General features: G+C 70.3%; 27 protein-coding genes and 1 tRNA gene. 12 read left to right on the top strand and 16 right to left on the bottom strand.

Annotated features, from left to right (window positions below):
* The first annotated feature begins 298 nt into the window (after positions 1 to 298).
* On the top strand, positions 299 to 3,631 hold the full coding sequence (locus ACH4S7_RS27935; protein ID WP_398524073.1) for a S41 family peptidase: 3,333 nt from the start codon (positions 299 to 301) through the stop codon (positions 3,629 to 3,631).
* A gap of 121 nt (positions 3,632 to 3,752) precedes the next feature.
* On the opposite strand, the gene ACH4S7_RS27930 is transcribed toward ACH4S7_RS27935, so the two are convergent.
* On the bottom strand, positions 3,753 to 3,953 hold the full coding sequence (locus ACH4S7_RS27930; protein ID WP_398524072.1) for a DUF397 domain-containing protein: 201 nt from the start codon (positions 3,951 to 3,953) through the stop codon (positions 3,753 to 3,755).
* Positions 3,950 to 4,780 (bottom strand): helix-turn-helix transcriptional regulator, encoded by an 831-nt coding sequence (locus tag ACH4S7_RS27925; protein WP_398524071.1) that lies wholly within the window; start codon positions 4,778 to 4,780, stop codon positions 3,950 to 3,952. The genes ACH4S7_RS27930 and ACH4S7_RS27925 overlap by 4 nt, the downstream gene beginning before the upstream one ends.
* Before the next feature lie 297 nt (positions 4,781 to 5,077).
* Between ACH4S7_RS27925 and ACH4S7_RS27920 the strand changes: the two genes are divergently transcribed.
* Entirely contained in the window at positions 5,078 to 5,329 is a 252-nt protein-coding gene (locus ACH4S7_RS27920) for a hypothetical protein (protein WP_398524070.1), read from the top strand.
* A 187-nt stretch (positions 5,330 to 5,516) separates the two neighbouring features.
* Here ACH4S7_RS27920 and ACH4S7_RS27915 read toward each other — a convergent pair whose 3' ends face one another.
* Positions 5,517 to 5,696 carry a hypothetical protein gene (locus tag ACH4S7_RS27915; RefSeq protein ID WP_398524069.1) on the bottom strand — a complete coding sequence of 60 codons (180 nt, stop codon included), beginning with the start codon at positions 5,694 to 5,696 and terminating at the stop codon, positions 5,517 to 5,519.
* Positions 5,697 to 5,833: 137 nt separating this feature from the next.
* Between ACH4S7_RS27915 and ACH4S7_RS27910 the strand changes: the two genes are divergently transcribed.
* From ACH4S7_RS27910 to ACH4S7_RS27900, 3 genes are all read left to right on the top strand, one after another.
* On the top strand, positions 5,834 to 6,154 hold the full coding sequence (locus tag ACH4S7_RS27910; RefSeq protein WP_398524068.1) for a hypothetical protein: 321 nt from the start codon (positions 5,834 to 5,836) through the stop codon (positions 6,152 to 6,154).
* Between the two features lie 417 nt (positions 6,155 to 6,571).
* Positions 6,572 to 7,447 (top strand): radical SAM protein, encoded by an 876-nt coding sequence (locus ACH4S7_RS27905; protein ID WP_398524067.1) that lies wholly within the window; start codon positions 6,572 to 6,574, stop codon positions 7,445 to 7,447.
* Positions 7,448 to 7,464: 17 nt separating this feature from the next.
* The gene (locus ACH4S7_RS27900; protein WP_398524257.1) at positions 7,465 to 8,610 is read left to right on the top strand and encodes a methyltransferase domain-containing protein; all 1,146 of its coding nucleotides are present in this window, start codon (positions 7,465 to 7,467) and stop codon (positions 8,608 to 8,610) included.
* A 366-nt stretch (positions 8,611 to 8,976) separates the two neighbouring features.
* Here the strand turns inward: ACH4S7_RS27900 and ACH4S7_RS27895 are convergent, their stop codons facing one another.
* From ACH4S7_RS27895 to ACH4S7_RS27885, 3 genes are read right to left on the bottom strand one after another with little or no spacing between them, the layout of a single operon-like run.
* The gene (locus tag ACH4S7_RS27895; RefSeq protein WP_398524066.1) at positions 8,977 to 9,906 is read right to left on the bottom strand and encodes an SDR family oxidoreductase; all 930 of its coding nucleotides are present in this window, start codon (positions 9,904 to 9,906) and stop codon (positions 8,977 to 8,979) included.
* Positions 9,903 to 10,850: an alpha/beta fold hydrolase gene (locus tag ACH4S7_RS27890; protein WP_398524065.1), complete on the bottom strand. Its 948-nt coding sequence runs from the start codon at positions 10,848 to 10,850 to the stop codon at positions 9,903 to 9,905. The genes ACH4S7_RS27895 and ACH4S7_RS27890 overlap by 4 nt, the downstream gene beginning before the upstream one ends.
* The gene (locus ACH4S7_RS27885) at positions 10,847 to 12,382 is read right to left on the bottom strand and encodes a flavin-containing monooxygenase (protein ID WP_398524064.1); all 1,536 of its coding nucleotides are present in this window, start codon (positions 12,380 to 12,382) and stop codon (positions 10,847 to 10,849) included. The genes ACH4S7_RS27890 and ACH4S7_RS27885 overlap by 4 nt, the downstream gene beginning before the upstream one ends.
* A gap of 157 nt (positions 12,383 to 12,539) precedes the next feature.
* Here ACH4S7_RS27885 and ACH4S7_RS27880 point away from each other — a divergent pair, with 157 nt between their 5' ends.
* The gene (locus tag ACH4S7_RS27880) at positions 12,540 to 13,157 is read left to right on the top strand and encodes a MerR family transcriptional regulator (RefSeq protein WP_398524256.1); all 618 of its coding nucleotides are present in this window, start codon (positions 12,540 to 12,542) and stop codon (positions 13,155 to 13,157) included.
* Positions 13,158 to 13,297: 140 nt separating this feature from the next.
* Here ACH4S7_RS27880 and ACH4S7_RS27875 read toward each other — a convergent pair whose 3' ends face one another.
* On the bottom strand, positions 13,298 to 14,089 hold the full coding sequence (locus ACH4S7_RS27875; protein WP_398524063.1) for an exodeoxyribonuclease III: 792 nt from the start codon (positions 14,087 to 14,089) through the stop codon (positions 13,298 to 13,300).
* Positions 14,090 to 14,216: 127 nt separating this feature from the next.
* Between ACH4S7_RS27875 and ACH4S7_RS27870 the strand changes: the two genes are divergently transcribed.
* A complete protein-coding gene (locus ACH4S7_RS27870) occupies positions 14,217 to 14,699 on the top strand; it encodes a GNAT family N-acetyltransferase (protein ID WP_398524062.1) in 483 nt (160 codons plus the stop codon).
* 17 nt (positions 14,700 to 14,716) lie between these two features.
* Here ACH4S7_RS27870 and ACH4S7_RS27865 read toward each other — a convergent pair whose 3' ends face one another.
* Positions 14,717 to 15,346: a hypothetical protein gene (locus tag ACH4S7_RS27865; protein WP_398524061.1), complete on the bottom strand. Its 630-nt coding sequence runs from the start codon at positions 15,344 to 15,346 to the stop codon at positions 14,717 to 14,719.
* Positions 15,347 to 15,440: 94 nt separating this feature from the next.
* Between ACH4S7_RS27865 and ACH4S7_RS27860 the strand changes: the two genes are divergently transcribed.
* Complete coding sequence (locus ACH4S7_RS27860) at positions 15,441 to 15,779, top strand: hypothetical protein (protein ID WP_398524060.1); 339 nt, start codon at positions 15,441 to 15,443, stop codon at positions 15,777 to 15,779.
* Positions 15,780 to 15,865: 86 nt separating this feature from the next.
* Here ACH4S7_RS27860 and ACH4S7_RS27855 read toward each other — a convergent pair whose 3' ends face one another.
* Together ACH4S7_RS27855 and ACH4S7_RS27850 are read right to left on the bottom strand one after the other, a co-directional pair.
* A complete protein-coding gene (locus ACH4S7_RS27855) occupies positions 15,866 to 16,672 on the bottom strand; it encodes a DUF6602 domain-containing protein (RefSeq protein WP_398524059.1) in 807 nt (268 codons plus the stop codon).
* A 428-nt stretch (positions 16,673 to 17,100) separates the two neighbouring features.
* Positions 17,101 to 17,742, bottom strand: coding sequence for a CGNR zinc finger domain-containing protein (locus ACH4S7_RS27850; protein WP_398524058.1), 642 nt, complete (start codon positions 17,740 to 17,742; stop codon positions 17,101 to 17,103).
* A gap of 112 nt (positions 17,743 to 17,854) precedes the next feature.
* On the opposite strand from ACH4S7_RS27850, the gene ACH4S7_RS27845 reads away from it, so the two are divergent.
* From ACH4S7_RS27845 to ACH4S7_RS27830, 4 genes are all read left to right on the top strand, one after another.
* The gene (locus tag ACH4S7_RS27845; protein WP_398524057.1) at positions 17,855 to 18,646 is read left to right on the top strand and encodes an MBL fold metallo-hydrolase; all 792 of its coding nucleotides are present in this window, start codon (positions 17,855 to 17,857) and stop codon (positions 18,644 to 18,646) included.
* 369 nt (positions 18,647 to 19,015) lie between these two features.
* Positions 19,016 to 19,315: a hypothetical protein gene (locus ACH4S7_RS27840; RefSeq protein WP_398524056.1), complete on the top strand. Its 300-nt coding sequence runs from the start codon at positions 19,016 to 19,018 to the stop codon at positions 19,313 to 19,315.
* A gap of 103 nt (positions 19,316 to 19,418) precedes the next feature.
* Positions 19,419 to 20,135 (top strand): hypothetical protein, encoded by a 717-nt coding sequence (locus ACH4S7_RS27835; RefSeq protein ID WP_398524055.1) that lies wholly within the window; start codon positions 19,419 to 19,421, stop codon positions 20,133 to 20,135.
* 408 nt (positions 20,136 to 20,543) lie between these two features.
* Positions 20,544 to 21,065, top strand: coding sequence for a pyridoxamine 5'-phosphate oxidase family protein (locus tag ACH4S7_RS27830; protein ID WP_398524054.1), 522 nt, complete (start codon positions 20,544 to 20,546; stop codon positions 21,063 to 21,065).
* A gap of 318 nt (positions 21,066 to 21,383) precedes the next feature.
* Here the strand turns inward: ACH4S7_RS27830 and ACH4S7_RS27825 are convergent.
* The 6 genes from ACH4S7_RS27825 to glp form a co-directional block, all read right to left on the bottom strand.
* A tRNA-Ala gene (locus ACH4S7_RS27825) sits at positions 21,384 to 21,457 on the bottom strand.
* A gap of 97 nt (positions 21,458 to 21,554) precedes the next feature.
* Positions 21,555 to 22,637 (bottom strand): gephyrin-like molybdotransferase receptor GlpR, encoded by a 1,083-nt coding sequence (glpR, locus tag ACH4S7_RS27820; protein WP_398524053.1) that lies wholly within the window; start codon positions 22,635 to 22,637, stop codon positions 21,555 to 21,557.
* A 135-nt stretch (positions 22,638 to 22,772) separates the two neighbouring features.
* The gene (locus ACH4S7_RS27815; protein WP_398524052.1) at positions 22,773 to 23,384 is read right to left on the bottom strand and encodes a GNAT family N-acetyltransferase; all 612 of its coding nucleotides are present in this window, start codon (positions 23,382 to 23,384) and stop codon (positions 22,773 to 22,775) included.
* Positions 23,385 to 23,398: 14 nt separating this feature from the next.
* The gene (locus ACH4S7_RS27810) at positions 23,399 to 24,058 is read right to left on the bottom strand and encodes a molybdenum cofactor biosynthesis protein B (RefSeq protein ID WP_398524051.1); all 660 of its coding nucleotides are present in this window, start codon (positions 24,056 to 24,058) and stop codon (positions 23,399 to 23,401) included.
* A complete protein-coding gene (gene moaC / locus ACH4S7_RS27805; RefSeq protein ID WP_398524050.1) occupies positions 24,055 to 24,534 on the bottom strand; it encodes a cyclic pyranopterin monophosphate synthase MoaC in 480 nt (159 codons plus the stop codon). Before moaC ends, ACH4S7_RS27810 begins: the two co-directional genes overlap by 4 nt.
* Positions 24,535 to 24,628: 94 nt before the next feature.
* On the bottom strand, positions 24,629 to 25,936 hold the full coding sequence (glp, locus tag ACH4S7_RS27800) for a gephyrin-like molybdotransferase Glp (RefSeq protein ID WP_398524049.1): 1,308 nt from the start codon (positions 25,934 to 25,936) through the stop codon (positions 24,629 to 24,631).
* Positions 25,937 to 25,938: the final 2 nt, after the last annotated feature.

Here is a 25,938-nt window from a genome sequence, read left to right as displayed (position 1 = left end):
CGAAACCACATCGTTTCGCTTGTGGGCTCGATCACGCGATTCCCGCTCAACCCCGGCCACGATCTGTCGCGTCCGCACCACTCGCACCCCTGCCTACTCCCCCATGAGCTGTCGCGTCCGCATCGCTCGCCCCCCCCCGTGAACTGTCGCGTCCCCGCCGCTCGCCCGCGCACGCTCCCGCGCCCGCTCCCCCGTTCGCGAGCGGCGCCCACCCGTCCCGCCGCCCTTCCCGCCCCCCGGCGGCATGGCACCTCTCCCACGAGTTGCCGCGTCCCCGGCCCGCGGAAAGCATTGGGGGGTGAGCGACGACGTGGGATACCTCCGTTTTCCGCATCTGCACGACGACCTGCTGTGCTTCACCGCCGAGGACGACCTCTGGGTCGCGCCCCTGGTCCCGGAGGGGCACCGGCCCGGCCGCGCCTGGCGGCTCACCGTGGACCGGACCCGCGTCGGCCACCCCCGCTTCTCCCCCACCGGCGGACACATCGCCTACACGAACTGGCGCAGCCTCGATCCCGAGATCCATCTCGTCCCGGTAGGCGGCGGCCCGGCCCGCCGGCTGAGCCACTGGGGCTCCACCGACACCCGGGTCTGCGGCTGGGACCCCGACGGCGAGATCCTCGCCGTCTCCTCACACGGCCAGCCCTTCTCGTACTACTCCTGGGCCTACCGCGTCCCCACCGACGGCGCCCCCGGCGCCAAACTGCCCTGGGGTCCGGTCTCCGACATCGCCGTCGCCGACTTCGACGGCGAACGGCGCACCCTCCTCCTGACCGGGAAACCGCCCCACGAACCGGCCGCGTGGAAGCGGTACCGGGGCGGGGCGACGGGACGGCTCTGGCTGCACGGCCGACGGCTGCTCGCCGGGCTGAACGGGCATCTCGACTGCCCGATGCTCGTCGCCGCGCACGGTTCCCGGCGGGTCGCGTTCCTCTCCGACCACGAGGGCGTCGGCAACCTCTACTCATGCGCCACGGACGGCTCCGACCTGCGGCGCCACACCGACCACGACGAGTTCTACGCCCGCCACGCCGCCAGCGACGGTCGCCGAGTCGTCTACCAGTGCGCGGGCGAACTGTGGATCGTGGACGATCTCACCGTGCCGGACGCGGTACCGCGTCGGCTGGCGGTACGGCTCGGCGGCCAGCGCGCCGGGCGCCGCGCCCACCAGGTCCCGGCCGCCAACCACGTGGACGCCATCTCCGTCGACACCACCGGCCGGGCCAGCGCCGTCTCCGTACGGGGAAGCCTGTACTGGCTCACCCACCGCGACGGCCCGGCGCGGACCATCGCCGACACCCCGGGCGTACGGGTCCGGCTGCCCATCATGCTCGGCGGCGGCGGCCAGGTCGCGTACGTCACCGACGCGGAGGGCGAGGACGCGGTGGAGATCGCCCACCTGCCCCGGGCCAGCGGCGACCGGGCCCCCCGCAGGCTGGCGTCCGGACAGCTCGGCCGGGTGCTGGAACTGGAGTCGGACGCCGAGGGCGAGCGGCTCGCGATCGCCTCCCACGACGGGCGGCTGCTTCTCCTCGACACCACCACCGCCACAGCCGCCGCCGACACCACAGCCGCCACCACCACAGCCGCCGCCACCGACACCGCCGACACCGCCCCGGGCGAAGTGCGCGAACTGATCCGCTCCATCAACGGGCCCGTCCGTGACCTGGCCTTCTCCCCCGACGGCTCCTGGCTGACCTGGTCCCAGCCGGGCATCGGCCGCTCACTGCGGCAGATCAAACTCGCCCGCATCAAGGACCGGACGATCGTCGATGTCACCAACGGCCGGTTCGAGGACGAGAACCCCGTCTTCACCAGCGACGGCCGGTATCTCGCCTTCCTCTCCTGGCGCGGCTTCGACCCGGTGTACGACGTCCACACCGGGGACCTCTCCTTCCCGCTCGGCTGCCGCCCCTACCTCGTACCCCTCTCCTCGGCGACCCCCTCCCCGTTCGCCGTCTCACCGGACGGGCGGCCCGCCGCCGGGGGGCTCGACCCGCTGGACGAGCCCGACACCCCCGCCGATGAGGGTGTGGCTGCGGTGACCGTCGAGATCGAGGGGCTGGAGAGCCGGGTCACCCCGTTCCCGGTAGCCGCATCGAAATACTCCGGAATGTGGCCCGTCAGCGGCGGCGGGCTCGTCTGGCTGCGCTGGCCGATCTCCGGCGCGCTCGGCGAGACCTTCGCCAACCCCGCCGACACCTCGGGCCGGCCCACCCTGGAGCACTTCGACATCTCCAAGGCGCGGCGCACCGAACTCGTCGGCGACCTCGACTGGTTCGCGGTGAGCGGCGACGGCACCCGGCTGATCGTGGTCGACGAGGACGAGGTACGGGCCGTCCCCGCGACCGAGCCGGCCGACGGTGACTCCACCGTCCATGTCGACCTCCGGCGCATCCTGCACGAAGTGGACCCGCCGTCCGAATGGCGCCAGGCGTACGACGAGGCGGGCCGGATCATCAGCGCCTTCTTCTGGGACCCGGACATGAGCGGCATCGACTGGCCGGCCGTGCTCGACCAGTACCGGCCGCTGGTGGAACGGGTCGCGTCCCCCGACGAATTCGCCGATCTCCTCCGCGAGGTCCTCGGCGAACTCGGCACCTCGCACGCCTATGTCACCCCGGCCCGGCGGAACGAGGGCCCGCCGCACTACCAGCGGCCCATGGGCCTCCTCGGCGCCAACCTCGTCTGTCGGGACGGGAAATGGATCGTCAAACGCATCCTGCCCGGCGAGTCATCCGACTCCAAGGCCCGATCGCCCCTGGCCGGTGCGGGCATCCGCGAGGGCGCCGCCCTCACCCATGTGGACGGCCGCCCGATCGACCCCGTCACCGGCCCGTACCCCCTGCTGTCGGGTGCGGGCGGCACCACGGTGGAACTGACCCTCCGGCCCGCGGAGGGCGGCTCACGGCGGGTCGCGATCCTGCCGCTCGTGGACGAACGGCCCCTGCGGTACCAGGACTGGGTCGCCAAACGCCGCGCCGTCGTCCACGACCTCAGCGGCGGCAAATGCGGCTACCTCCACATCCCGGACATGGGTGGCTCCGGCTGGGCCCAGTTCAACCGGGACCTGCGCCTGGAAGTCTCCCGCCCGGCCCTCATCGTGGACGTCCGGGGCAACGCGGGCGGCCACATCAGCGAACTCGTCGTGGAGAAACTGACCCGCAGGATCCTCGGCTGGGACCTGACCCGGAACGCCCAGCCGGTGTCGTACGCATCGAACGCGCCACGCGGCCCGGTGGTGGCCCTCGCGGACGAGGCGACCTCATCGGACGGCGACATGATCACGGCGGCGTTCAAACTGCTGGGCATCGGGCCGGTGGTGGGCAGCCGGACCTGGGGCGGAGTGGTCGGCATGACCGGTCGGCACCGACTGGTGGACGGCACGGTCATCACGGTGCCGATGAACGCGGCCTGGTTCGACGCGTATGGATGGTCGGTCGAGAACCACGGCGTGGAACCCGACCTGGACGCCCTGCGAACCCCCCTGGACTGGGCGGAGGGCCGCTACGCCCAACTCGACGACGCGGTCCGCCTGGCCCTCCAACTCCTCACGGAGTCCCCTCCGGCGCGGCCCCCGGGCTACACGGACGCCCCGGACCGCAGCCGGCCGAAGCTGCCGCCGAGGTGAGGGGGGCTCCGGCCGGGGCGGCTCCGAGGTGCGCGGGCCCTGGGCGCGAGGGTCCGTCCTCAAACGCCGGACAGGCTGGGATGTGCGGCCCCTCCGGCGCCTGAGGTGGTGCGCGGGTCGGCTAGACGTCGGTGGCGCGGGCGAGCGCGACGAGCCCGGCGAATGCCGAGGGGGTGACCATCAGGACCGGGCCACTGGTCCGCTTGCTGTCGCGGACCGGGACGACGCCACGCGTAGCCACGAGGTTTGCGGCGACCTCGACGCACTGGCCGCCGTTCTCGCTGTAGGAGGACTTGTACCAGAGGGGGGATTCGGTCGTCACGGAGTGCCCTTTCGTAACTGACTGATCATGGACACGGACGCTGCTCGCGCCAGCGATTCGGCCTGGAGCTGATGGTAGTCCCCCAGGATGGGCAGCACCGAGGCGTTATCTCGCTCCAAGTGGCCCCGGTTGGCGGACTCCGCGTAGGACATGAGCGAGCGATCAGGCATCGTCAGCACCGTGACCGGCAGCGTCATCGGACGACGAACCCCGATGTTGAACGGGGCCACTTGCAAAACGGTGTTCGGCAGCTCGGCGAACTCCACCAAGCGGGCGAACTGGGCATCCATAAGGGCGCTGTCCTTGATGGGGCGGCGAAGACAGCTCTCGTCAAGCACCACGAACACCAGCGGGGGCGGGGTCCGTGTAAGCGACGCTTGACGCTGCGCGACCAGCGCGATCCGCTCGTCAGCTTGCTCCCGCAGGGCAACGCCCCGCTTCACGGCACTGTCTCCAAGCGCTGACGCGTACTCCGGCGTCTGAAGCAATCCCGGTATCACGCCCACTTCGTACAGACGGATCTCTGTCGCGCGCGCCTCATGCGTTACGTACTCCGGAAAGCCTTCCAGCAGGGCCGTATGCCGTACCGCCCTGCTTTGGCGTTCGAGTCGGTCCCCCGTGCCGAACACCCGGTCAGCACTTGCCGCCAACCGACGAGTTGGTGGTCGCCGACCAGTTTCCACGGCGGAGACATGCGATCCCGTACAGCCGAGCCGAATGGCCAGCTCGTCTTGAGTCCAACCACGCTCATCTCGAAGCCTACGTAGCCGTTCTCCGAACGCCGCACTCGGCGAGCTTTCAGGGTTCAGCTCTTTACGGTTCACCATCTGGCCTCAACCAACCAATCGGCAGGCGCAAGTTGAATGGTTCCCGACCCTAGTCCACGCTGAATCCCCTTGGTAGTGGAATCACTACAGAGAGGAGCGGTCAGTGCGTCTCGATGACCCTGACCACGGCGAACCCCCGATTCGAACGGCGCTCGCATGGCCCCCTTGCCGCTGCGGGAACGCGATCTGCCCCGACGGACAGCAACCCGAACCCCCTCAAGACGACTCACCTGGACTCCTCGCTCTACGGGGGCGGGTGCAGAAATTCAACGAGGAGCACGAGCACTGGCGGTTGTCGTGATCCACCCCTACGCCTGGTTCACCCTCGCGGTGGGAGCAGCCCGCTTCCGCGTACGGCGCACATGGGCACTGTCGCCGGAGGCACGCGACCTCCGCCTTCTGCGGCGTGAGTTACGGCGGCTGGAGCGTGATCCCGAGTTCGCCGGCGCATGGCGCGCGGAGTTGGCCGAGGGGTGGCGGCGGATCGAGTTCGACAGGGCGCTCAGCAAGATCTGTGACGACCTGGTGGACGACGGTGACCCGTCATGACGGGACCCGCGGAGCCGTGGCGCCTCTACCGGTGCTCGGTGTTGGCGGTGGGGCCGGTCGCGCTGGGAGCCGGTGAACGGGTGCCGTACAGCCTCGCCACCACACAGACGGTGTCGTCGAGATTCGCGCTCCGCTGGCTGCGCGGGCAGGCGCTCCGGGTCGCGAACGGCCTCGACCCCGAACCCGGTCACCCGGCCGTGCTGGCCCAGTCCACTCCCGCTCCGGACGGGCCGACGCTCCTGCGGACCTGGTATCTGAGCATCGAGTGGCAGCGAGGGGCCCGGGACCAGCTCAGGGACGGCGCACCGGTGTCCATGGTCATCGAGGACGGTGCCAACGGGACGTTCTTCTTCGAGATCTGGCCCATGAGCGCGTGGTGGGTCCCCGAATCCGGCCCCGACCCCGAGATACCCGGCACCCTCTGCGGGCGGACGGAAGCGACCCATGGACCACTCCACTCCCCGAGCCGTACGGCGGCGACCAGCGCGAGAAAGCGAACGAGAAATGAGCGAACCCCACCGGTACCCGGGGCGGCCGATCGAGCTGCCCATGCAACCGGAACCCCTGGAACCCGCCCCCACGCGGGGCTGCATCCTCTGCATCGTGCTGGACGCATGGCGGACGGTGTGCAAGAACCCGGACCATCCCGCCTACGACCCGTCGCGCGCCATCGACTGCTCCATCGAGATCGGCAACCACCCCCACACTCCACCGAGGATGACGCTGCCGACCAGCTCCCCGGACCTGACCGGTCCCCATCACACCCCGGGCGCCCAGGGCAACTCCTTCCGTAGAACGGCCCCGGCCGGACGCCTCACCCCATAGGCACCCCACACTCCGCCCCTGCCGGACACCATGAGGCTCCCCCAAAGCTCAATGGAGCACCCGGCAGGGGCGGGCACTGCTCCCGCCCGGCTATTTGCGTGAGGGTCGATGGCCGGGCGGGTTCTCAAGGGCACTCAACGAGAAGGAGGCTGGCTCCCGGGCTGCACGGACGCGCCGGACCGCAGCCGGCAGAAGCTCCCGCCAAGACAAGGAGCGAAGGCGGCTCCAAGGTGCGCGGTGCCCGGAGCACAAGGTGCCCCCTCTGCGCCCTGCTGGACGTATGGCGGGCCGTGTACAAACACATGGACCACCCCCGACGGCCCCTCAGTGACAACCATGGGCGGTTCCCGTCAGCGATCGGGGCACCAGAACCACCACCCCATGTCACACCCGATCCATCATGGAAGGGAAGAGGCAATGACGTTAATCACCGAACCCCCGGCCAAGCCGTTCGCCGGGGTCAGCACGCTTGAGCTGGAGATCACTGGTAAGTGCCAACTCACCTGCACACACTGCCTGTCTGCGTCGGGTCCGCGCGCGTCACACGGCGCCATGAGTCCCGAGGACTGGCGGACGGTCATCCGGGACGCCGCCTCGCTGGGTATCCCGCGCATTCAGCTCATCGGAGGCGAGCCCACCGTCCACCCGCACTGGCGGGAGTTCGCCGAACTCGCGCTCTCGCTCGGGCTCAGTGTTCAGGTCTATTCGAACCTGTTCAACGTCCGGGACGAATGGTGGGACCTGTTCACCCGTGCCAGGGTGACCATCGGAACCAGCTACTACAGCGATGACGCCGCCGAACACGACCAGATCACCAACCGTCCGGGAAGCTACGCCCGAACCCGGGCCAACATCCTGGAGGCGGTCGCCCGGGGCGTGCCGGTGCGGGCGGGCATCGTGCACGTACTCGACGGACAGCACCTCGCCGAAGCCCATGCGGAACTGCTCGCCATGGGCGTGACCGACATCCAGACCGACCGGGTACGCGCGATCGGCCGGGGAGCACTGCCCGGACAATCACCGTCACTGGACGAGATGTGCGGAAACTGCACCCGAGGACGCGCGGCGGTACTGCCGAACGGGGAACTCGCAGGCTGCGTCCTCGCGCGCGACTTCCCGTGCGGCAACGTCCGGGAACAGCGTCTGGCAGAACTCCTCGGTGGTCCGGATTGGGCAGCACTCGCCGCGAGCGTCCCGGCGCCCCGGGCCGCTTGCAGCCCGAACGACACGAACGACTGCAACCCCGCCAAGACCCCCGCCTGCCTGCCCAAGTACCCCAAGAGCGGAGCCTGAGCATGGAGTGGGAGCGACTGGACTGGGAGCAACCCGCCGAACGGCTCGCGCGGCAGGTGACCGACCCCGACTCACGGTGGCGCGGCCCCGTGGCGGGGGTACCCCGACATGAGCTGGTGCCCCGTTGGTGGGAGCGGGACGAGCACGGGCGCTGGACGCTGCGGGTCGGCACCGACGCACCTGCCGCGTGGCTGGCGGCGGCCTACGCGGACCGGTCCCTGATCACCCGGGTCGGCACGCTGCACGCCGACCACGCGCAGCCCGATGACCACCCCGAGGGCAGTCCCACATCGTCCGCGACACTACCGAGTCTGGTCGTGTCGATGCTCCGTCACGGACGGTTGGGGGACGGTCTGGAACTGCTGGACCTCGGCACCGGAGCGGGCGGACTCACCGCGTACGCCGCCTATCGTCTCGGGCCGCAGAATGTGACCAGCCTGGACGTGGACCCGTATCTCACCAGCGCTGCGGCGGAACGTCTCGCACGGCTCGGGCTCCACTCCCGCTTCCTCGCGGCGGACGCGACCAGGGAAATCCCGGGGACCTATGACCGGATCATCGCCACGGTGGGAATGCCCGCAGGACCGGGGCTTCGCCCCCTGCTCGGCGCGCTCCGCGAAGGTGGGCGGCTGGTCACCACTCTGGCCCGTACCACCATGATTCTCACTGGCTGGAAACAGGCCGACGGTGACGTGGTCGGAAAGATCGAACGGGACTGGGCGGGGTTCATGCTCACCAGGTCCGACGACGACTACCCGCCCCCGCTCGCCAAGCTGTTCGCCCTCGCCCGGGATACGGACGGGGAAGAGGTCAGCACGGGCCGCTACCCCGTGGTGGATGTGGCAGAGGCGTGGGAGGTCCGTTCAATGCTGGAAGTCACCACTCCTGGCGTCGAACTGGACTACCGGGTGGCGAACGGACAACGGATGGCCTGTCTGGTCCACCCCGACGGTTCATGGGCCCGGGCGTCCGCCGAGTGGACCGAACCGCCCACCGTTCACCAGAGCGGACCGCGACGGCTGTGGGACACCGTGGAACGCATCCGTACCTGGATGCTCGCCGAGGGCGGACTCCCCCTGTACGGAGCCCGGGTACGCGTTGCCCCGGACGGGGTCGTTCACCTGGCCCGGGGGCAGTGGGAGGACACCATGGGGGCGTCGTAGAACCCAGACAGCCCCGCCCGTCCGCCGAAGTCCCCAAGCGGCAGACGGACGGGGCAGTGCGTCACGCGCCCTGCCCGAGAGGTCTCAGCCCGCCTCCGGCCCTGCCCTGTCCCGCCCCCCGGTCTTCGGCGGGAGCGGCTTCAAGGGTGGCGTCGAACCGGGCGGGGGCTTCTCGGTGGGGCGGGGCGGCGGCTCGCGGCGGGTGCGCTGTTCCAATGCGCGTGCCTTGTCGCGGAACTGGTCCCTGAGACCCATGACGGCTCACTCCTCGCAGCAGGACGAAGGGCTCACGGGTGGTACCGCGCGCCCCGGGCCCCCCGGAAGCTCCGATCAGCCTGGCACGCACGGCCACCCCATGCATGTGGATCAGTCACGTTCCGTGCGCGAGGCCTCGTCCGCGGCGGCACCCGCGCCCACCGGGCCGGTCCGGCGCGAGGCCTCGTCCGCCGCGCCGCCCGCGCCCACGAGGCCGGTCCGCACACCCCCCAGCCTCGGTGCGAAGCGGCGCATCTCCCGCTGGCCCAGCACGCCGACCAGCGACGGCAGACAGCCCCGCACCGGCTGCATCCCGCGCAGCCACCACTGTCCGTACACATGGGCGGAGCGTCGCTCGATGCCGGCGACGAGCCGGTCGACCGCGGGACCGAGCGGATAGGTGCGGTTGGCGGGCCACGGCAGGCTGTGCCGGAGTTCGCGCATAACGTCGTCCTGGTCTGCGCCGCGCACCATGTCGGTGTCGGTCCAGGACAGATAGCCCACGCCGACCCGTACGCCCCGGTGGCCGACCTCCGCCCGCAGGCTGTGCGCGAACGCCTCGACCCCCGATTTGGAGGCGCAGTACGCGGACATCATGGGCGCCGGGGTGATCGCGGCGAGGGAGGCGATCTGGAGGAAGTACCCCCGGCTCTCCAGCAGGACGGGGAGGAACGCCCGGCCGGTCACGGCGCTGCCGATGAGGTTGACCTCGATGACCCGGCGCCAGGCGACGGGGTCGGAGTCCAGGAAGGGGCCGCCCGCGGCCACACCCGCGTTGGCGACGGCGATGTCCACCTTGCCGAAGCGTTCTTTGACCTCGGCGGCGACCCCGGTCATGGCCTCGTGGTCGGTGACGTCGGCGTGCCACCAGTCGCTCTCGGTGTGCAGCCGGCCGGAGACCTGCTTGAGTTCGTCCGGTTCGAGGCCGACGAGCGCGACCCGGGCGCCGCGCGCCGAGAGTTTACGGGCGAGCAGTTCGCCGACCCCGCGTGCCGCGCCGGTGACGACCGCGACCTGTCCGTCCAGGCTCACCCTGTTCATGCGGCTTCCTCCTGCCGCCGCACACCGAGGTGGGTGCGGGCCAGTTCGCGGATGGCGGCGGTGACGGCGTCCGGGGCCTCGACGGGTGTCATATGCCCGACGCCGTCGAGTTCGACCAGCTTCCGGCAGTCGGGCAGCGTGGCGGCGATCCGCCGCGCGTGCACCATCGGGGTCAGCCGGTCCGCGGTGCCCGCCACCACCACGGTGGGCACGGTGAGTTCCCGTACCCCGGAGTCGAGGTCGATTCCGGCGAGCACATCGGACCAGGCCACCCGGACCCGCCGCGGGCAGGCGTGCACGATCCGCGCGCACTCGGCGACGGCGGCCGGGGTGGCGGTGGGGCCCATGGTCGCGTAGCGCAGCAGCCGGCGGGAGAGGGGTGTCACCGGCCCGAGCGGGGCACGGGCGCCGAGGACGGCCCGGGTGAGCCGGGCCCGCAGCGGGCCGCGCCGCATCGGGACCACCCGCGCCTCCTCGACCAGCCGGGAACTGCCCGTACTGCACAGGAGTACGGCCGCCGCGCGGTCGGTGAAACCGGGGCGGCGGGCCGCGGCCATGAGGGTCATACCGCCCATGGAGTGCCCGGCGAGCACGGCCTTCTCCCCGTCGGGGAGTACGGCGCCGAGGACCGCTTCGAGGTCGTCGGCGAGCTGTTCGGTGCCGACGGCGGCCACGGCGGTGCGGCCGTGACCGCGCTGGTCGTAGACGACGACGCGGTACTCGGCGACCAGCTCCCGGATCTGCGCGGCCCAGAAGGGGGTGGAGCAGGTCCACCCGTGGGCCAGGACGACGGTGGGCGCGCCCTCGTCCCCGTACACCTCGACGTGGACGCGGGAGCCGTCACGGGAGACGGCGGTCAGGGTGCGACCTCCCCGGGCGGGTCCGGGGCCGGGTCGGCTCGGCGCACGGCCACCGGGGGCGGGTCCGGCCGGCGGACGGCTCATCGCACGGCCTCCCGGACATCGTCACGGGCGGTGTCACGGACGGCGGGGCGGCGGACGGCGGCGCGGACGATGTCGTACTCGGCGAGGTCCACCTCCCGGGTGACGCGCCGGAATTCTCCCGTGGTCCCCGGCCAGACGGTGGTGTTACGGCCCTCGGCGTCGAGGTACCAACTGGTGCAGCCGCCGGTGTTCCACACGGTCCGCTTCATGCGCTCCTGGACGCGGTGGTTCCAGGCGGTGACGGCGGACGGCCGGACGGCGAGGGCGGTCCGGCCGCCGAGGATGTCGAGCTGGCGCAGGTAATCGGCGAGGTAGTTCAACTGGGACTCGATCATGAGGATCATCGAGGAGTTCCCGAGCCCGGTATTGGGTCCGATGATCGTCATCCAGTTGGGGAAGCCGGCCGCGGTGGCGCCGCGCAGCGATTGCATCCCGTCCTTCCACGCCTCGGCGAGGGTGATGCCGTCGACGCCGACGACCCGGTCGGCGATCGGCATATCGGTGACCCGGAACCCGGTGCCGAAGACGATCGCGTCCACCTCGGTCTCGGTGCCGTCGGCGGCGACGAGCGTGGAGCCCCGCACCTCGGCGAGCCCGGACGAGATCACGTCCACATTGGGCTTGGCGATGGCCGGGTAGTACTCGCTGGAGAGCAGGATGCGCTTGCAGCCGATGCGGTACGAGGGGGTGAGCCGGGCCCGCAGCCCCGGGTCCTTGATGGCCTTGGCCATATTGGCCTTGGCCAGGCTCTCGATGACACCGAGTTCGTTCGGCCGTTTGGTGAAGGCCGAGACCTGGAGTTCCCGGATGCCCCAGAGCAGTCCGCGCCGGGCCGCCCCGGTGAACGGGAGCTGCCGGTGCAGCCAGCGCTCGGCTCCGGTGATCCTCCGGTCCATCCGCGGCATCACCCAAGGCGGGGTGCGCTGGAAGAGGGTCAGTTTCCCGACCTCGGGCTGTATGGCGGGCACGATCTGTATGGCCGACGCACCGGTGCCGATCACCGCGACGCGTTTGCCGCGCAGCTCGTAGTCGTGGTCCCAGCGGGCGGAGTGGAAGACCTTGCCGGGGAAGTCGGCGAGCCCGGGGATGTCGGGGATCTTCGGGTCGGAGAGCGGCCCGGTCGCCGAGACCACGACATCGGCGGTGAGGCTCCCCTGGCTGGTCTCGATCGTCCAGCGCAGTTCGTCGCTGTCCCAGGTCATCATCCGCACCTCGTGATTGAGGCGGATGTGGGGGCGGAGCCGGAAGGTGTCGGTGACGTGTTCCAGGTACGCGCGGATGTGCCGCTGTCCGGAGAAGGTGCGGGGCCAGTCGGGGTTGGGCGCGAAGGAGAAGGAGTAGAGGTGCGAGGGCACGTCGCAGGCGCACCCGGGATAGCTGTTGTCGCGCCAGGTGCCGCCGACCGCGTCGGCGCGCTCCAGGACGACGAAGTCGGTTATCCCCTCGCGGCGGAGCCGGACGGCCGCGCCGAGCCCCCCGAATCCTGAGCCTATGACCGCCACCCGTACGTGTTCGTGCTCTCGCCGGCTCATGCCGCCCTCCCACTCAACACACTACGACCCTGCCAGCAATCACTGGCACAGTTGGGAGAGTAAGGCAGCGAACATACCGAGCGGTAGGGGTAGGACACGTCAAGTTACCGTTCATTCAACATAGGCTTTCCCCGTGGCAGCAGAACGCGAATACCGCATGGAGGAGCTGGCCGAGACGGCCGGCATCACGGTGCGCACCCTGCGCTTCTACCGCGAGCGTGGCCTGATCCCGCCGCCCCGCCGCGAGGGCCGGATCGCCTGGTACGACACCCACCACCTGTCCCGGCTGCGCACGATCTCCGCGCTGCTGGAGCGCGGCCACACCCTGAACGGCATCGCGGACCTCGCGACGGCGTTCGACAGCGGCCGGGACGTGGGCGAGGTGCTCGGCCTCGGTGAGCCGACCGAGGAGACCCCGGTCCGGCTCACCCCGGAGGAGCTGGCGGACCACTTCGCGGGCGAGGTGACGCCGGAGAATCTGGCGGCGGCGCTGGAGCTGGGCTACCTGGCGACGGACGGCGACGAGCTCGTGCACATAAGCCGCCGACTGCTGGAGGTGTCGGCGGCACTGGTGCGCGAGGGGGTGCCGCTCTCGGTCGTACTGGAAGCGGGGCGGCGGGTACGGACCCACGCCGACGAGCTGGCCGACCTCTTCGTCGACATCCTGCGGAAGCACTCGCCGACGACGGAGCCGGAGCGGCTGCGCCCGCTGGCGAAGAGCGTGGTGGAGGCGGAGCTGTCGATGGCACTGGACCGCCGATTCCGCGCGCGCTGACCCGCGACTCCGCGCTCCCGTGCGCGCCCGGCCCCGGCCTGGGCGACTCAGCGCGCTCGCACCCCCGTGACCCCGCGCCCTTATGCCCCCGTGCCCCCGCGACTCCGGACTGGACGACTCCGCGACTCCGCCCCTCCCCCCTAAAGGTCGTAGACCACCGTCACCGGCGCATGATCGCTCCACCGCTCACCGTGCGTCGCCGCCCGCTCCACGTACCCCTTCAGCGCCCGCCCGGCCAGCCCCTCCGTCGCCACCTGGAGGTCGATCCGCCAGCCGGTGTCGTTGTCGAAGGCGCGCCCCCGGTACGACCACCAGCTGTACGGGCCCTCCTCCTCGGGGTGGAGCCGCCGTACGACATCCACGTACTCCTCGAAGACCTCGGAGAGCCACGCGCGCTCCTCCGGCAGGAAACCGGAGCTCTTCTTGTTGCCGCGCCAGTTCTTGAGGTCCGCCTCACGGTGCGCGATGTTCCAGTCGCCACAGACGACGACCTCCCGGCCGGCCGCGGCGGACCGCGCCTTCAGCTCACGCAGATAGGGAAGAAATTCAGCCATGAACCGGATCTTCTCGTCCTGGCGCTCCGTCCCCACCTCACCGGAGGGCAGATAGAGGCTCGCGACGGTGACACCGGGGAGATCGGCCTCGATGTACCGCCCGCTCCCGTCGAACTCGCTCGACCCGAATCCGATCCGCACCTCGTCCGGCTCCCGCCGCGTACAGAGGGAGACCCCCGCCCGCCCCTTCGCCCCGGCCGGCGCGTGGAAGGCGTGCCAGCCGTCGGGCCGCCGCACCGCTTCGGGGAGCTGCTCCGGCTCGGCCCGCACCTCCTGGAGGCAGATCACATCGGCGTCGGTGGCGGCCAGCCACTCCACATAACCCTTCTTGGCGGCGGCGCGGAGGCCATTCACATTCACACTGGTCACGGTGAGCACAGCACGCTCCTAAAGATCAGAGCCACGGGAGTCCGCCCCGCGCCGCCGGAGGCGACGGAGAGCACCCCGGCACCCTACCCAGGACCACCACGAAAGCGGATATTCGCATCCACGTACGATCGCTCGCATGGACGTACGCCCGGTCCCCTACGACCACCCCGATGCCGTCTCCCTCGACAACGCCGTACAGCTCGAATACGTCGAGCGCTACGGGGACGGCGGCGACGAGACACCCCTGGACGCCGCGATGTTCGCGCCCCCGCGTGGGCTGTATCTCATCGCGTACGACGACGGGGGCCGCCCGGTCGCGACCGGCGGCTGGCGCGCCCTGGACCGGAACGAAGAGCAGTACGAGGACGGCGACGCCGAGCTGAAGCGCATGTACGTGATCGCCGAGGCCCGCGGCCTCGGCCTCGCCCGCCGCATCCTCGCCGCCCTGGAGGCGGACGCCCGCACCGCGGGCCGCACCAGGATGGTGCTGGAGACCGGCGACCAGCAGCCGGAGGCGATAGCCCTCTACACCTCCTGCGGCTACACACCCGCGCCGAAGAAATTCGGCCACTACCGCGAGTACGACAGCAGCCGCTGCTACATCAAGCCACTGCGCTGACGGAGCCGCGGCACCCGTCAGCGCTCCGGCCCGGGGCCCGCGCCGCCGCGCAGTGAGGAAATGACCAGCCGACCGTAGCGCGTGGTGAGCGCGGCGGTCGTCGCGGCGAGGGCCAGTGCCAGCGCGATGAGCAGGTGGGGAACGGATTCGTCGCCGAGCACCTGGAGGATGCTGAGCGCCGTGCCCAGCGGGAGCCCCAGGATGGTGAGGACTCCGAGAGCACCGCTGATCTGCTGACTGTCCTGGCCCTGGACCAGTCGGCTGTAGTCCGCGGCCTCCGCAAGGATCTCCGCGAAGCGCTCGGGCAGCCGGTGCTGGGCCTGGAACGCCAGCAGTAGCTCATTGGCCGGACCGTGCGCGGTCAGATGCTGACGCCAGTACGTACTGCGGAAGAGCGCGATGCTCCGCTCCAGGGAACCGACCTGGGCGGAGAGCCGCAGGCCGTCGAAGACCTCGGAGAGCTGGTCCGTGAGGCGGTCGATGTGGTCACGCTGAAGCGTGCCGAGCAGCAGTGCGTCCAGGTAGACCGTACGGGCGTGCAGAGCCCCGAACGCGTAGAAGTCACCCGCGCCAGTGTCGGCCCGATGACCGAGGAAAGCGGCGCCGTCCCGCAGCACCAGGGCGCTCCAGTCGCCGGAAACACGCACCACCTGATCGAACTCGGACTGGGTGCTCTCCGGGGCGATGGGAAAGTCGCGCGGGGCCGAACGGGAAGCCAACTGCCACAGCCAGTGATCGGCGGTGGCCGGACACCGGACCGGCGCCTACCAGATCAAGGTGAAGGGCCTTACCTCCACATTCCGCACGGATCTGTACGACGCTACGGCTCACGTGCTGTACGAGGCGAAGGGATCCAACTCGCGCGAGGATGTGCGGATGGCCCTCGGCCAGATCCTCGACTACAGCCGCTACGTCAATATGCCGGAGCACGAAGGGGAGCCCCGGCGCGTCATTCTGCTCCCGGCCGCCCCCGCCCCCGACATGTACACCCTGCTGGATCGGTACGACGTAGGGGTCGTGTACCGCTCGGACGATGGCCGCTTCGTCGGAGACGCGGTTCCCCAGGCGACACCGCAGTAGCGCGCGAGAGCCCGTCACTGCGGCCCGGTGACGACGCCTGGTCGCGACACCCGTGCGCTACGGATGGCAGAGGACAGCCCACTCGCTCAGATCGTCCACGTCCTGGCATACGTCCCCAGAGGCGTGGCTCCGGCATAGGGGAGGAGATCGAGTGGATTCATCCAGGCATCAGAGAAATGAATATTGAGGTGAATTGCCAGCGGAAGCAGGATGTCCTGGTCGGGGTCGGCATCGACCTGGAAGAGTGACGCCCCGGGCACCGGAGATCGAAAGAGTGCACCTGTGCGGGAATCGCCCCACTGAAGGTGCCCCTTTCCGACCACCCATACGCTATCGGGCCACTCGCTGGGGTGCCGGGTGCGACACCAGTCCATCAGGTGCCCCCCCACGGTTTCCAGGTTGAGGCTATTGAAGGCAACAATCATGCCCGATGTCGGGAAGTGGTTATGGGTCGCCCCGTACGCCTTCGTGGTGCGGGATATCACGCCGGAGATGGGCCGATAGGCGCTCTTGGGCATCCTGCGCAGCTTACTGATCTTGTTGCACGCATCAGCGAGCTGGGCTCCGTCCAGCTTCGTCTTGACCTCGATCATGCCGTATACGCATTCATTGGGAATGATCCGAAATCCCTGAAGGCTGGTAAATGGCGGCGTCCCGCGATCAATGAGAATAATGTCGGATTGCGGCGAAACATCACCGTTCACCGCGATGACTTCCGCGTTGTGCACCGCCTCGACATGCGCCGGAAGGTATCCAGACAGAAACTGCTGAATGAGCACCTCACGCGACGTGCCGGCCTCGCCGTTGTGCTGGAATGCCTGCGACTGCTCAAAATCGGCGTGCATTCTCTTCGCCACGGAGCTGAGGATTTTGCCTAGCTTCTCTGCAGTCATGCATAGACCCTAAGCCACGCTCCCGGGTGGCGTTGCCGAAGCCCTTCCCCTCGGTCAGATCACCATGCAGCCCTACGGCTTGGCCAGTACCACCAGCGCCAGAGGTCAGATTTCGACATCCGATTCGGATCCTTGATTGGCGCATGCGGGTGCCGCTCTCGGTGCGGAAGTGCACCCTTATGCGCACTTGCGTCGGAGCACCAGGGCGGACGGTTGCCTCATTGCTGCTCTGACGCAAAGCCCCGGACACACACATCTGGGCAGCGCCCTGGGCAAGCATCCAGGCAGGCTCGACCGGCGGAAGCTGGTCTCCGTGGCGGGCCGCCCCTTGGCTGGGGCGGGGCTTCCGGTGTCGGGCTCGACCTGGGGGGGGAAGCCGTGGTGGTTCCGATGACGCGTGGCCGGGTGCCCCGTTACCGGGGTGGGCGCTACTGGGGTGCGCTGCCGCGACGGGCGTAGGCGCGGGCGGCGCGGGCGCGGTCGCCGCAGCGGGTGGAGCACCAGTGGCGGCGACCGTGGCGGAGCAGATAGCGATTGCAGGGCGGGGAGCCGCAGGCGGTGAGGCGTTCGGCGTCGGGGGAGGTGAGCAGGTCAGCGGCGTCGGCGGCGAGGGTCGCGAGCGCATGGTCGACGATCTGCGTGGTGGGGTGCGGGGCGGCGCGGTAGGGGCCGGTTCTGTCATCCCACCGCAGCAGAGGGGCGGTGGGGACTCTGACCAGCGCGTCGTTGACCGCACCCAGGGCTGCGGGGAGGGCAGGCAGCCCGTCGACGCGGGAGGCGAGGAGGGCCCTGATTTGCTCGCGCAGGGAGCGCAGTTGTGTCGCGCACATCTCCCGCATTCCGATCTCGACCGGGGCGAGACCGCGCTCGGTCAGCCACGCGTTCGCTCCCGCGGGGGTGCCGAGTTGGTCGATGTAGTGCCCGCCCGGCAGTGCGATGGCGCTGTTGGCGAGAGCGAGAGCGGGGTACTGCTCCGCACCCGGTGCGGGCGGCAGGCCGGGTTCGGGCGGCAGGCCGGGTTCGGGCGGCAGGCCGGGTTCGAGGGGCGCGGTCTCTTCCATGGCTCTCATGCTACAAGCTCCGGCCATCCATGATTCTCACGGTTTCACTTGAACTCATCCGTGAGATCGGACTAGGGTTCCCTCACGGTTCAACCACAACCATCCGTGAGGTGCGTTTCTGATGCCTTCCCCCACCGCGACGACCGAACAGTTCCCTGTCCGCGTCTTCGGCGGCCCGACCGCCCTCTTCGACTACGGCGGCCTGCGCTTTCTCACCGACCCGACCTTCGACGCCCCTGGCGACTTCCCTACGCCGGGCGGACCGGTCCTGACCAAGACTGCGCCCGCCGCGGGCGGCCCGGCCGACCTCGGACCCATCGACGTGGTCCTGCTCTCCCACGACGAGCACGCCGACAACCTCGACGTCTCCGGACGCGCCCTGCTCGCCGATGTCCCGCTCACCCTCACCACCCCCGGCGGCGGTCGGCGCCTCGGGGGCAAGGCCCAGGGGCTGGCCGACTGGCAGTCGATCGAGCTGGACCGCCCCGGCGGCGGCACGATCACCGTGACCGGCGTACCGGCCGTGCACGGGCCCGGGGCGCGCGAGGAGGTCGAACCGCTCACCGGCGAGGTCGTCGGCTTCGTCCTGACCGCCGCCGGCCTGCCCACCGTCTACATCAGTGGCGACAACGCCTCACTCGACCTGGTCAGGCGGATAGCCGAACGGTTCGGCCCCGTGGACACCGCCGTCCTCTTCGCGGGCGCACCCCGCTTCCCCGTCCTCTTCGACGGCCGGTGCATCGTCCTCGACAGCGCCCAGACCGCCGAGGCCGCCCAACTCCTCGGCGCCCGCCGCGTGGTCCCCGTCCACTACGACGGCTGGGCCCACTTCACCGAGGGCCGCGACGAACTCGCGGCGGCCTTCACCGCCGCGGGACTGGCCGACCGCCTGGACTGGGGCCACCGGGGCTGACTCGACCGACACGGGCTGCGCACGATCGACAGGGCGGCCCGCCCCGGACAGCTGTCAACGAGCCCCGGAAACGACGAAATCCCGCCCGATCTCAATGATCGGACGGGATTTCGTAACCACTCCCGAGCTGACTCGGCAACGGTCTTGCGGTCGGGTGTTCACAAGTAGGGCTGACCAGCTTCGAAAAGCTCTGGTCAAAGATCGCTTCCCGAGCGGCAGGTGATTGTTTCCCGGACTAGACGGCACGTCGCACCAGGCCGAAGGGGCTGCGCGGCCTCGCGGTGAACGGCAAGGCTTCGCGGAGCGGCCAGGGCCAAGGGCCGCAAGATCCACCTGCTGGCCGCGCTGGACCACGCCACCGGCCTGGTCATGACCCAGCCGGACGTCGGCGAGAAGACGAACGAGATCACCTGCTTCCAGCTCCGGACCGGCAACGCACCACGCGCGATGTCCACCTACCGCAACCTCGCCATCGGCGCCCTCTGGACAACCGGAACAAGGAACATCGCGGCCGGCCTCCGCCGCAATGCCCGCGACCCTCGCCGTCCCCCGCCTGCCTCGGCCTTACTTGATCACGAACTGAGCGGAACTACGCCGGGGCCGTTCCTGGAGAACGATGACGGCTTCGAAACCGAACTCGTCGAAATCAAGCCATCACAACGAGACTAAGATCAATCGGTCCACAGATCTCGACGACTACTTTTGGCCTCTGATCAAGCCATGAGTACGCATGCTCATGCGCCCCATGTGAGCGGGTGGCAAAGATTCATCTATGCCACCCATTCGCTTCACTGCGTCCGTCGTCATAGCGGCTGCGGGCTCCCTCGCCCTGACCGCCTGCGGCACCCAGACAGCCTCATCCACATCCACCACCCCGGTCGGCTCCCAGCTCTCCGCCTCACCCGCCCGGCAGCCCACCGAGAAGCATTTCCTCGACATCCTCAACAAGTTCGCGCGCCAATGCTCCCCCGACGCCCCCAGCGGCAGCGGCGCCGCACCAGATCCCGGGACACTGCCCGGCGGCATCCCCAGCGGTGTAGCCCCCCGCACCGACAAGCCAGCCGGGACACCTGACGCGAACGGCGACATACCCATCCCCGTCGATGAGTCAGGTGAGATGCCCGACAAGCCCATGCAGTCCGGCCCACCACAGGAAGTCGAACTCGGCGAAATCGAAAAGTGCGCCGCCGCCAAGCACGCCGAGCGCCTGGCCACCAAAGCAGCCGGAAAGCCGCACACCACCTACAGCACACTTCAGCAGACCATTATCGCCGCCGGATACCGTACCGACCGCATCCACAAGATGCCCGACCTCGGCGGCAACCCGCGCGCCCGAGTGGACCTTCGGTTCATGGGCTCCGGCCTGGCAGTGGAAGTCATCGGCACCGGAACAGGCGTGATCGCGGAACCCTTCGGCGCCCCCGAAGACGAGAGCGTGTCCGTGACTGAGGTGAGGCGGAAGCCAAACCTGGACGCACGGTCCTCCTGAACTGCGAGTGCACCGTTCCGTGTTCGGTGGAGACTCGATTTAGTGAATGGATTGAGCCATGGCACGCCCTTCCCGTTACCCGCTTGAGCTGCGCCATTGCGCTTCTTCTGCTCCGGCGTCTGTGGTGACTGGGGGCACAGCCTGCCCGCGGCTGACTGAACTGCTTGCTGCGAACCAGAGTTGGTTTTCAGTCGGACCGGCCGTGTTGATGGATTCGGCCGAAGCGGGCGCCGATCGGGGAGTGACCTATTCCGACGGGAGCCAGCCAGATCAGATGGTGTCCCGCCGAGTGGTGTAGCGGGTCGGGGGTCGAACGCGCGGGTGTCTGCCCGGGGCGTGCATCCGCTGTCGCCGCGTGCTTCGTCAATGACGACAGAGGGTGTCGGGTTTACGGCCGACGATGGACGCATGCGCGAAACCCCAGAAGAACTCGACGAGCTCCAGTCCCTCCTCGACTCCTCCCTCTCCGGCTCGACCGCACACCTCCGCTCGATCGTCGAGGGCCGCACCATCACGGCGGCGCAGCTCACCGAGGTCCTCACCGGCATGTGCACGCTCGCCCTCTCCACGGTGACCGCAAAGGGCGAACCGCGGATCAGCGGCGCCGACGGGCACTTCCTGCACGGCCGGTGGCACTTCGGCACGGCGCGCAACGCCGCCAAGGCTCGTCATCTCGCGACCCGTCCGGCCGCCAGCGTCGCGCACATGCGCGGCGAGGACCTCGGCGTGTTCACCCACGGCACGGTGGAGGAGCTGAACCCCGAGGACGCCGAGACCACGGCCGACTGGCAGGAACTCCTCTCCTACTTGCAGGACTTCTACGGCGATGACGACGCTTTCGACTGGAACCGTGAGGTCGTCTATTACCGGCTGAACCCGCACTGGATGACCGTCTACGCCCCCGACCTCGACAAACTCACCGGGACGTGACGCCGGACCCGTCGACGAGGACCTGCACCTGCGCGTACGTGGGTGCGGGGCCGGTCGACGGCGCACCGTCGCGTACCGCCGGCGCCGTGGCGACGGCCTCGCCCAGCGCTCGCCGGTACAACAGCGATCCGAGGCTGCACCACCCGATCGAAAACTGTCGCTCCTGACGCTCGGCCCCCGACCACTCAAACTTCGGTGGCAATCGCTCAAAGTTCGATGACACAGGACACCCCCGGAAACGACGAAATCCCGCCCGATCTCAATGATCGGACGGGATTTCGTAACCACTCCCGAGCTGACTCGGCAACGGTCTTGCGGTGGACCTGTGGGGATTTGAACCCCAGACCCCCTCGATGCGAACGAGGTGCGCTACCAGACTGCGCCACAGGCCCTTGCAACGAGTGAAACTCTAGCATCCCGATCGGGGTGCTTGGAAATCCGTTCCCCCGCTGGTCACAGGGGTCGCCCCGGTCCGGGCGGCGGGCGTGGTCACTCGTTGGCGGCGCGCGGGCGGTCGTCGTCCGCGTACTGGTCGAAGAGGGGGGTGCGGCCCCGGTCGCGGGTACCGCGGCGCGGGGGCGGGGTGCGGTGGGTCGGGGGCGGGTCGGGCTGGTCCATGGGGTCCGCCGTCGAGGAGCGGGCCGAGCTCCAGGTCTCCGGGTCGCTCAGATCGACGCCGCTCGTGGCCCGGGGCGCGACCGGGGCGGTCACATAGGTCGGCAGCGGTACGGGGACGGGGTCCCAGCTATCGCCGCCGGCCGGACCGCGGTCGCGCTGCTGGTCCACCCACTCCGCATGGTCCGTCTGCTCGACCAGCGCGCGCCGGCCCGCCTCCTGGGGCGAGACCTTCACGGGCTGCGGCTCCGGGTGGGCCGGCTCGGGCTCCGCGGCCTGGGGCGCGGGGGGCGCCGCCGGGGGCTGGTGCGGATGGCGGCGGGTGTGGCTCTCACGCAGGCGCTGGGCCGCGATCTCCGCACGGCGGCGGTCCATGACGACGACGAAGCGCCGTCGCTCCTGGGTACGCAGATAGAAGATGTACGCGCTGAGCAGCAGCGCGGGCGCCGCGGGCGCCCACAGGAAGCCGAAGCCGCCGACCGCCGCCACGACCGCGCCCAGGGTGAACGCCAGGAAGAGGATCACGGTCGTACGTCGCCGACGGGCCAGCACCTTGCCGCGCCGGGCCCGCTCGGTGGCCGCGCGGTCGGGGCGCGGGCGGGGGGTCCGTCCGGGGGTCGGTGGCCGCTCGGGGACCGGAGGCCGCTCGGTGGCGGGGATCTCCAGCCGGATGTCGGTTCTGGGCGCGGCGAAAGCCCGGACGTCCACGGAACTCATCGGGTCCGTGGCGACATCCGGGGCCGCGTCGGTCTCGGGCTGCTCCCCGGTGCGTTCCCGAAGCTCCTTGGCGTACCGGCGCTCCATCGCCCCACGTCCGGACAGAAGCCGGATGGCGGTGGAGAAGCGTTCCGTCGGACGGGCTTCGTTCAGCTCGTCCTGCCTGCGGAGCCACATCGGCACCAGGTAGGCGGCCCAGGCCCCGACGATGACTGCGTAGATGAGGCCGCTGCTGCTCACGGTCACACCGTAGAGGGATTCTCGCAAGGGCATCCGCCAATTGGCCCGGTGTGTCGCGTGATCTCGCTGATATCAAGGGCTTTTTTTGCGATTGTTCCGATCAGATCATGGCCAACATCGATCACGTTCGAACACCTATTTCATTTCTCGGGGTACGCCCGGCTGGAGCCGGTGCCAGCGGGTGAGCAGACCCTCGGACATGTCCTCGGCCGTCAGCGCGAAGACCAGATGGTCCCGCCACGCGCCGTCGATGTGCAGATAGCGGGGACGCATTCCCTCGTCCCGGAAGCCGAGCTTCTCCACCACCCGGAGGCTCGGCGCGTTCTCGGGGCGGATGCAGACCTCGATCCGGTGCAGTCCGACCGTACGGAAACAGTGGTCGACGGCGAGGGCGACCGCGGTCGGCATCACCCCGCGCCCCGCCACCTCCTGGTCCACCCAGTAGCCGACGTGACCGGAGCACATCGAGCCCCAGGTGATCCCCGCCACCGTCAACTGACCCACCAGACGGCCCCGGTACTCGATCACGAAGGGGAGCATCCGGCCCGCGTTGGCCTCCGCGCGCAGATGACGGACCATCTGGCGGTAGGTGGGGCGGCGCGCGGGCGGGGCGCCGGGGGTGGGTGGCGGGATCGTCGCCTCCCAGGGGCGCAGCCAGTCGCGGTTGCGGCGGTTGACCTCGCGCCAGGCACGCTGGTCGCGCAGCTTTATGGGGCGGAGGACGATATCGCCGTCCGCCAGCAGCACCGGCCAGGGCGCGTTCAGCTCGGGCTCCCGGTGGCGGGCGTACCGGCATCAGGAACGGCAGGAGGAGCGGGCGCGGCAGGAGGAGCGGGTACGGCGGGAGGAGCGGGTACGGCGGGAGGAGCGGGCGGGCCCTCGGGAGCCGAGGGGCCGGCAGCGCCGGGGGAAGCGGGGTGGTCCCCGCCGTGGATCTGGTCCACCGCGTGCGCCAGCAGCCGCTGGAGCACGGCGAGCCCGTCCCGTACCCCCCCGGTCGAACCGGGCAGATTGACGATCAGGGTACGGCCGGCGATCCCGGCCAGCCCCCGGGAGAGCGCGGCGGTCGGCACGGCGGCCAGGCCCTGGGCGCGGATCGCCTCGGGGATGCCCGGGATCTCGCGGTCCAGGACGGCCCGAGTGGCCTCGGGGGTGCGATCGGTGGGCGAGAGCCCGGTGCCGCCGGTGGTGAGGATGACGTCGTACGCGGCGGTCACGCCCGCGCGCAGGGCCTGTTCGACCGGGTCGCCGTCGGGCACGACCTGGGGGCCGTCGACGGCGAACCCCAGCTCCGTCAGGCCCGCCACCAGGATCGGGCCGCCCCGGTCCGCGTACACCCCGGCGGACGCGCGGTTGGACGCGGTGATCACCAGCGCGCGGCGGACGGGCGGCGGAGCGTTCACGGGCGGCGGAACGTTCACGGACGGCTCCAGCGTCCGGACGCGCCACCGGTCTTCTCCTCGACCCGGATGTCGGTGATCACCGCCGCCTTGTCGACGGCCTTCACCATGTCGACGAGTGTGAGCGCGGCGACCGAGACCGCGGTGAGCGCCTCCATCTCCACCCCCGTACGGTCGGTGGTCCGCACCGTGGCGGTGATCTCCACCGCTCCGTCGGCGATGGACAGATCGACGGTGACGCCCGAGACGGCCAGCGGATGGCAGAGCGGAATCAGCTCGGGGGTGCGTTTCGCGCCCATGATCCCGGCGATACGGGCCGTGGCGAGCGCGTCGCCCTTGGGGAGGCCGTCGCCCCTCAGCAGCTCCACCACCCGGGGCGAGACCAGGACCCGGCCGCTGGCGCGGGCCGTGCGGGCGGTGACGTCCTTCCCGGAGACATCGACCATCCGGGCCGCCCCCGCCTCGTCGATGTGCGTCAGCCTGGCGTCAGTGTTCATCTCGCTGCCATTGCTCCCGGTCCGGGCCCCGAGGGGGCCGCTGGGGGCCGCGCGCCCCCGTGTGGGCAGCCACGGTACCGCCACGAAGTGGACGTCACCCGAGGTGGACCACCTCCAGCTCCGCGCCGGGCTCCACCGAGGTGTCGTCCTCCGGGACCACGATCAGGGAGTCGGCCTGGGCGAGGGCCGCGACCAGATGGGACCCGGCACCGCCCACGGGGGTGACGGTGCCCGCTCCGGCGTCGTACACCCCGCGCAGATACTGGCGTCGACCGGAGGGTGAGGTGAGCGCCTTCTCCGCGCTGAGGACCGCGCGCGTGGACCGGCGGTGGATGTCGTCCAGGCCCATCAGCGTGCGGATCGCCGGGCGGACGAACAACTCGAAGGAGACGTACGACGAGACCGGGTTGCCCGGCAGCGCCAGCAGTGGGGTGTGCTCGGGGCCGATGGTGCCGAAGCCCTGCGGTTTGCCCGGCTGCATGGCGAGCGACCGGAAGTCGATGCCACCGCCCGGCACGTCCTCGTCGCCCACAGAGGAGAGCGCCTCCTTGACCACGTCGTACGCGCCGACGCTGACACCTCCGGTGGTGACCACCAGGTCGGCGCGGATCAGTTGGTCCTCGATGGTGGCGCGGAGGGTGTCGGCGTCGTCGGTGACCGCGCCCACCCGGTAGGCCAGCGCGCCCGCGTCCCGCGCGGCGGCGGCCAGCGCGAAGCTGTTGGAGTCGTAGATCTGGCCCTCGCCCAGGCTCTCGCCGGGCTGGACCAGCTCACTGCCGGTGGAGAGGACGACGACACGGGGCCGGGGCCGGACCCGCACGGTGCCCCGGCCGATCGCGGCGAGCAGTCCGATCTGTGGCGGACCGAGCACGGTGCCCCGCGCGAGCGCCAGATCACCGGCCCGGACGTCGCTGCCGCGCGAGCGGACATGCGCGCCGGCGGCGGCCGGCCGGTGCACCCGGACCTCGCCGCTCGCACCCTCCGGCGACTCCCCGGCCGGGCGCATCTCGGTGACGGCTCCCCCGCCCGCGCCGCCGTCGGTCCACTCGACCGGGACGACGGTTTCCGCGCCGGGCGGCAACGGGGCGCCCGTCATGATCCGCGCGGCCTGGCCGGGGCCGACGGTGGGCAGCCCGCCGCCCCCGGCCGGCACATCGCCGATCACGGTCAGCACCGCGGGGAACTCCTCGGTGGCGCCCTGGACATCGGCGACCCGGACCGCGTAACCGTCCATGGAGCTGTTGTCGAAGGGCGGCAGGGCCACGGGGACGGTGATGTCCTCGACGAGGACGCAGCCCTGCGCGTCCAGCAGCTGCAGCTCGATCGGTTCGAGCGGGCGGATCGCCGCGAGGATGTCCGCCAGGTGGTCGTCCACCGACCAGATCGCACTGCTGCTGCTCACGG

Source organism: Streptomyces sp. NPDC020965 (genome assembly GCF_044333555.1).
Lineage (GTDB): Bacteria > Actinomycetota > Actinomycetes > Streptomycetales > Streptomycetaceae > Streptomyces.
This window is presented reverse-complemented; position numbering and strand designations above follow the sequence as displayed.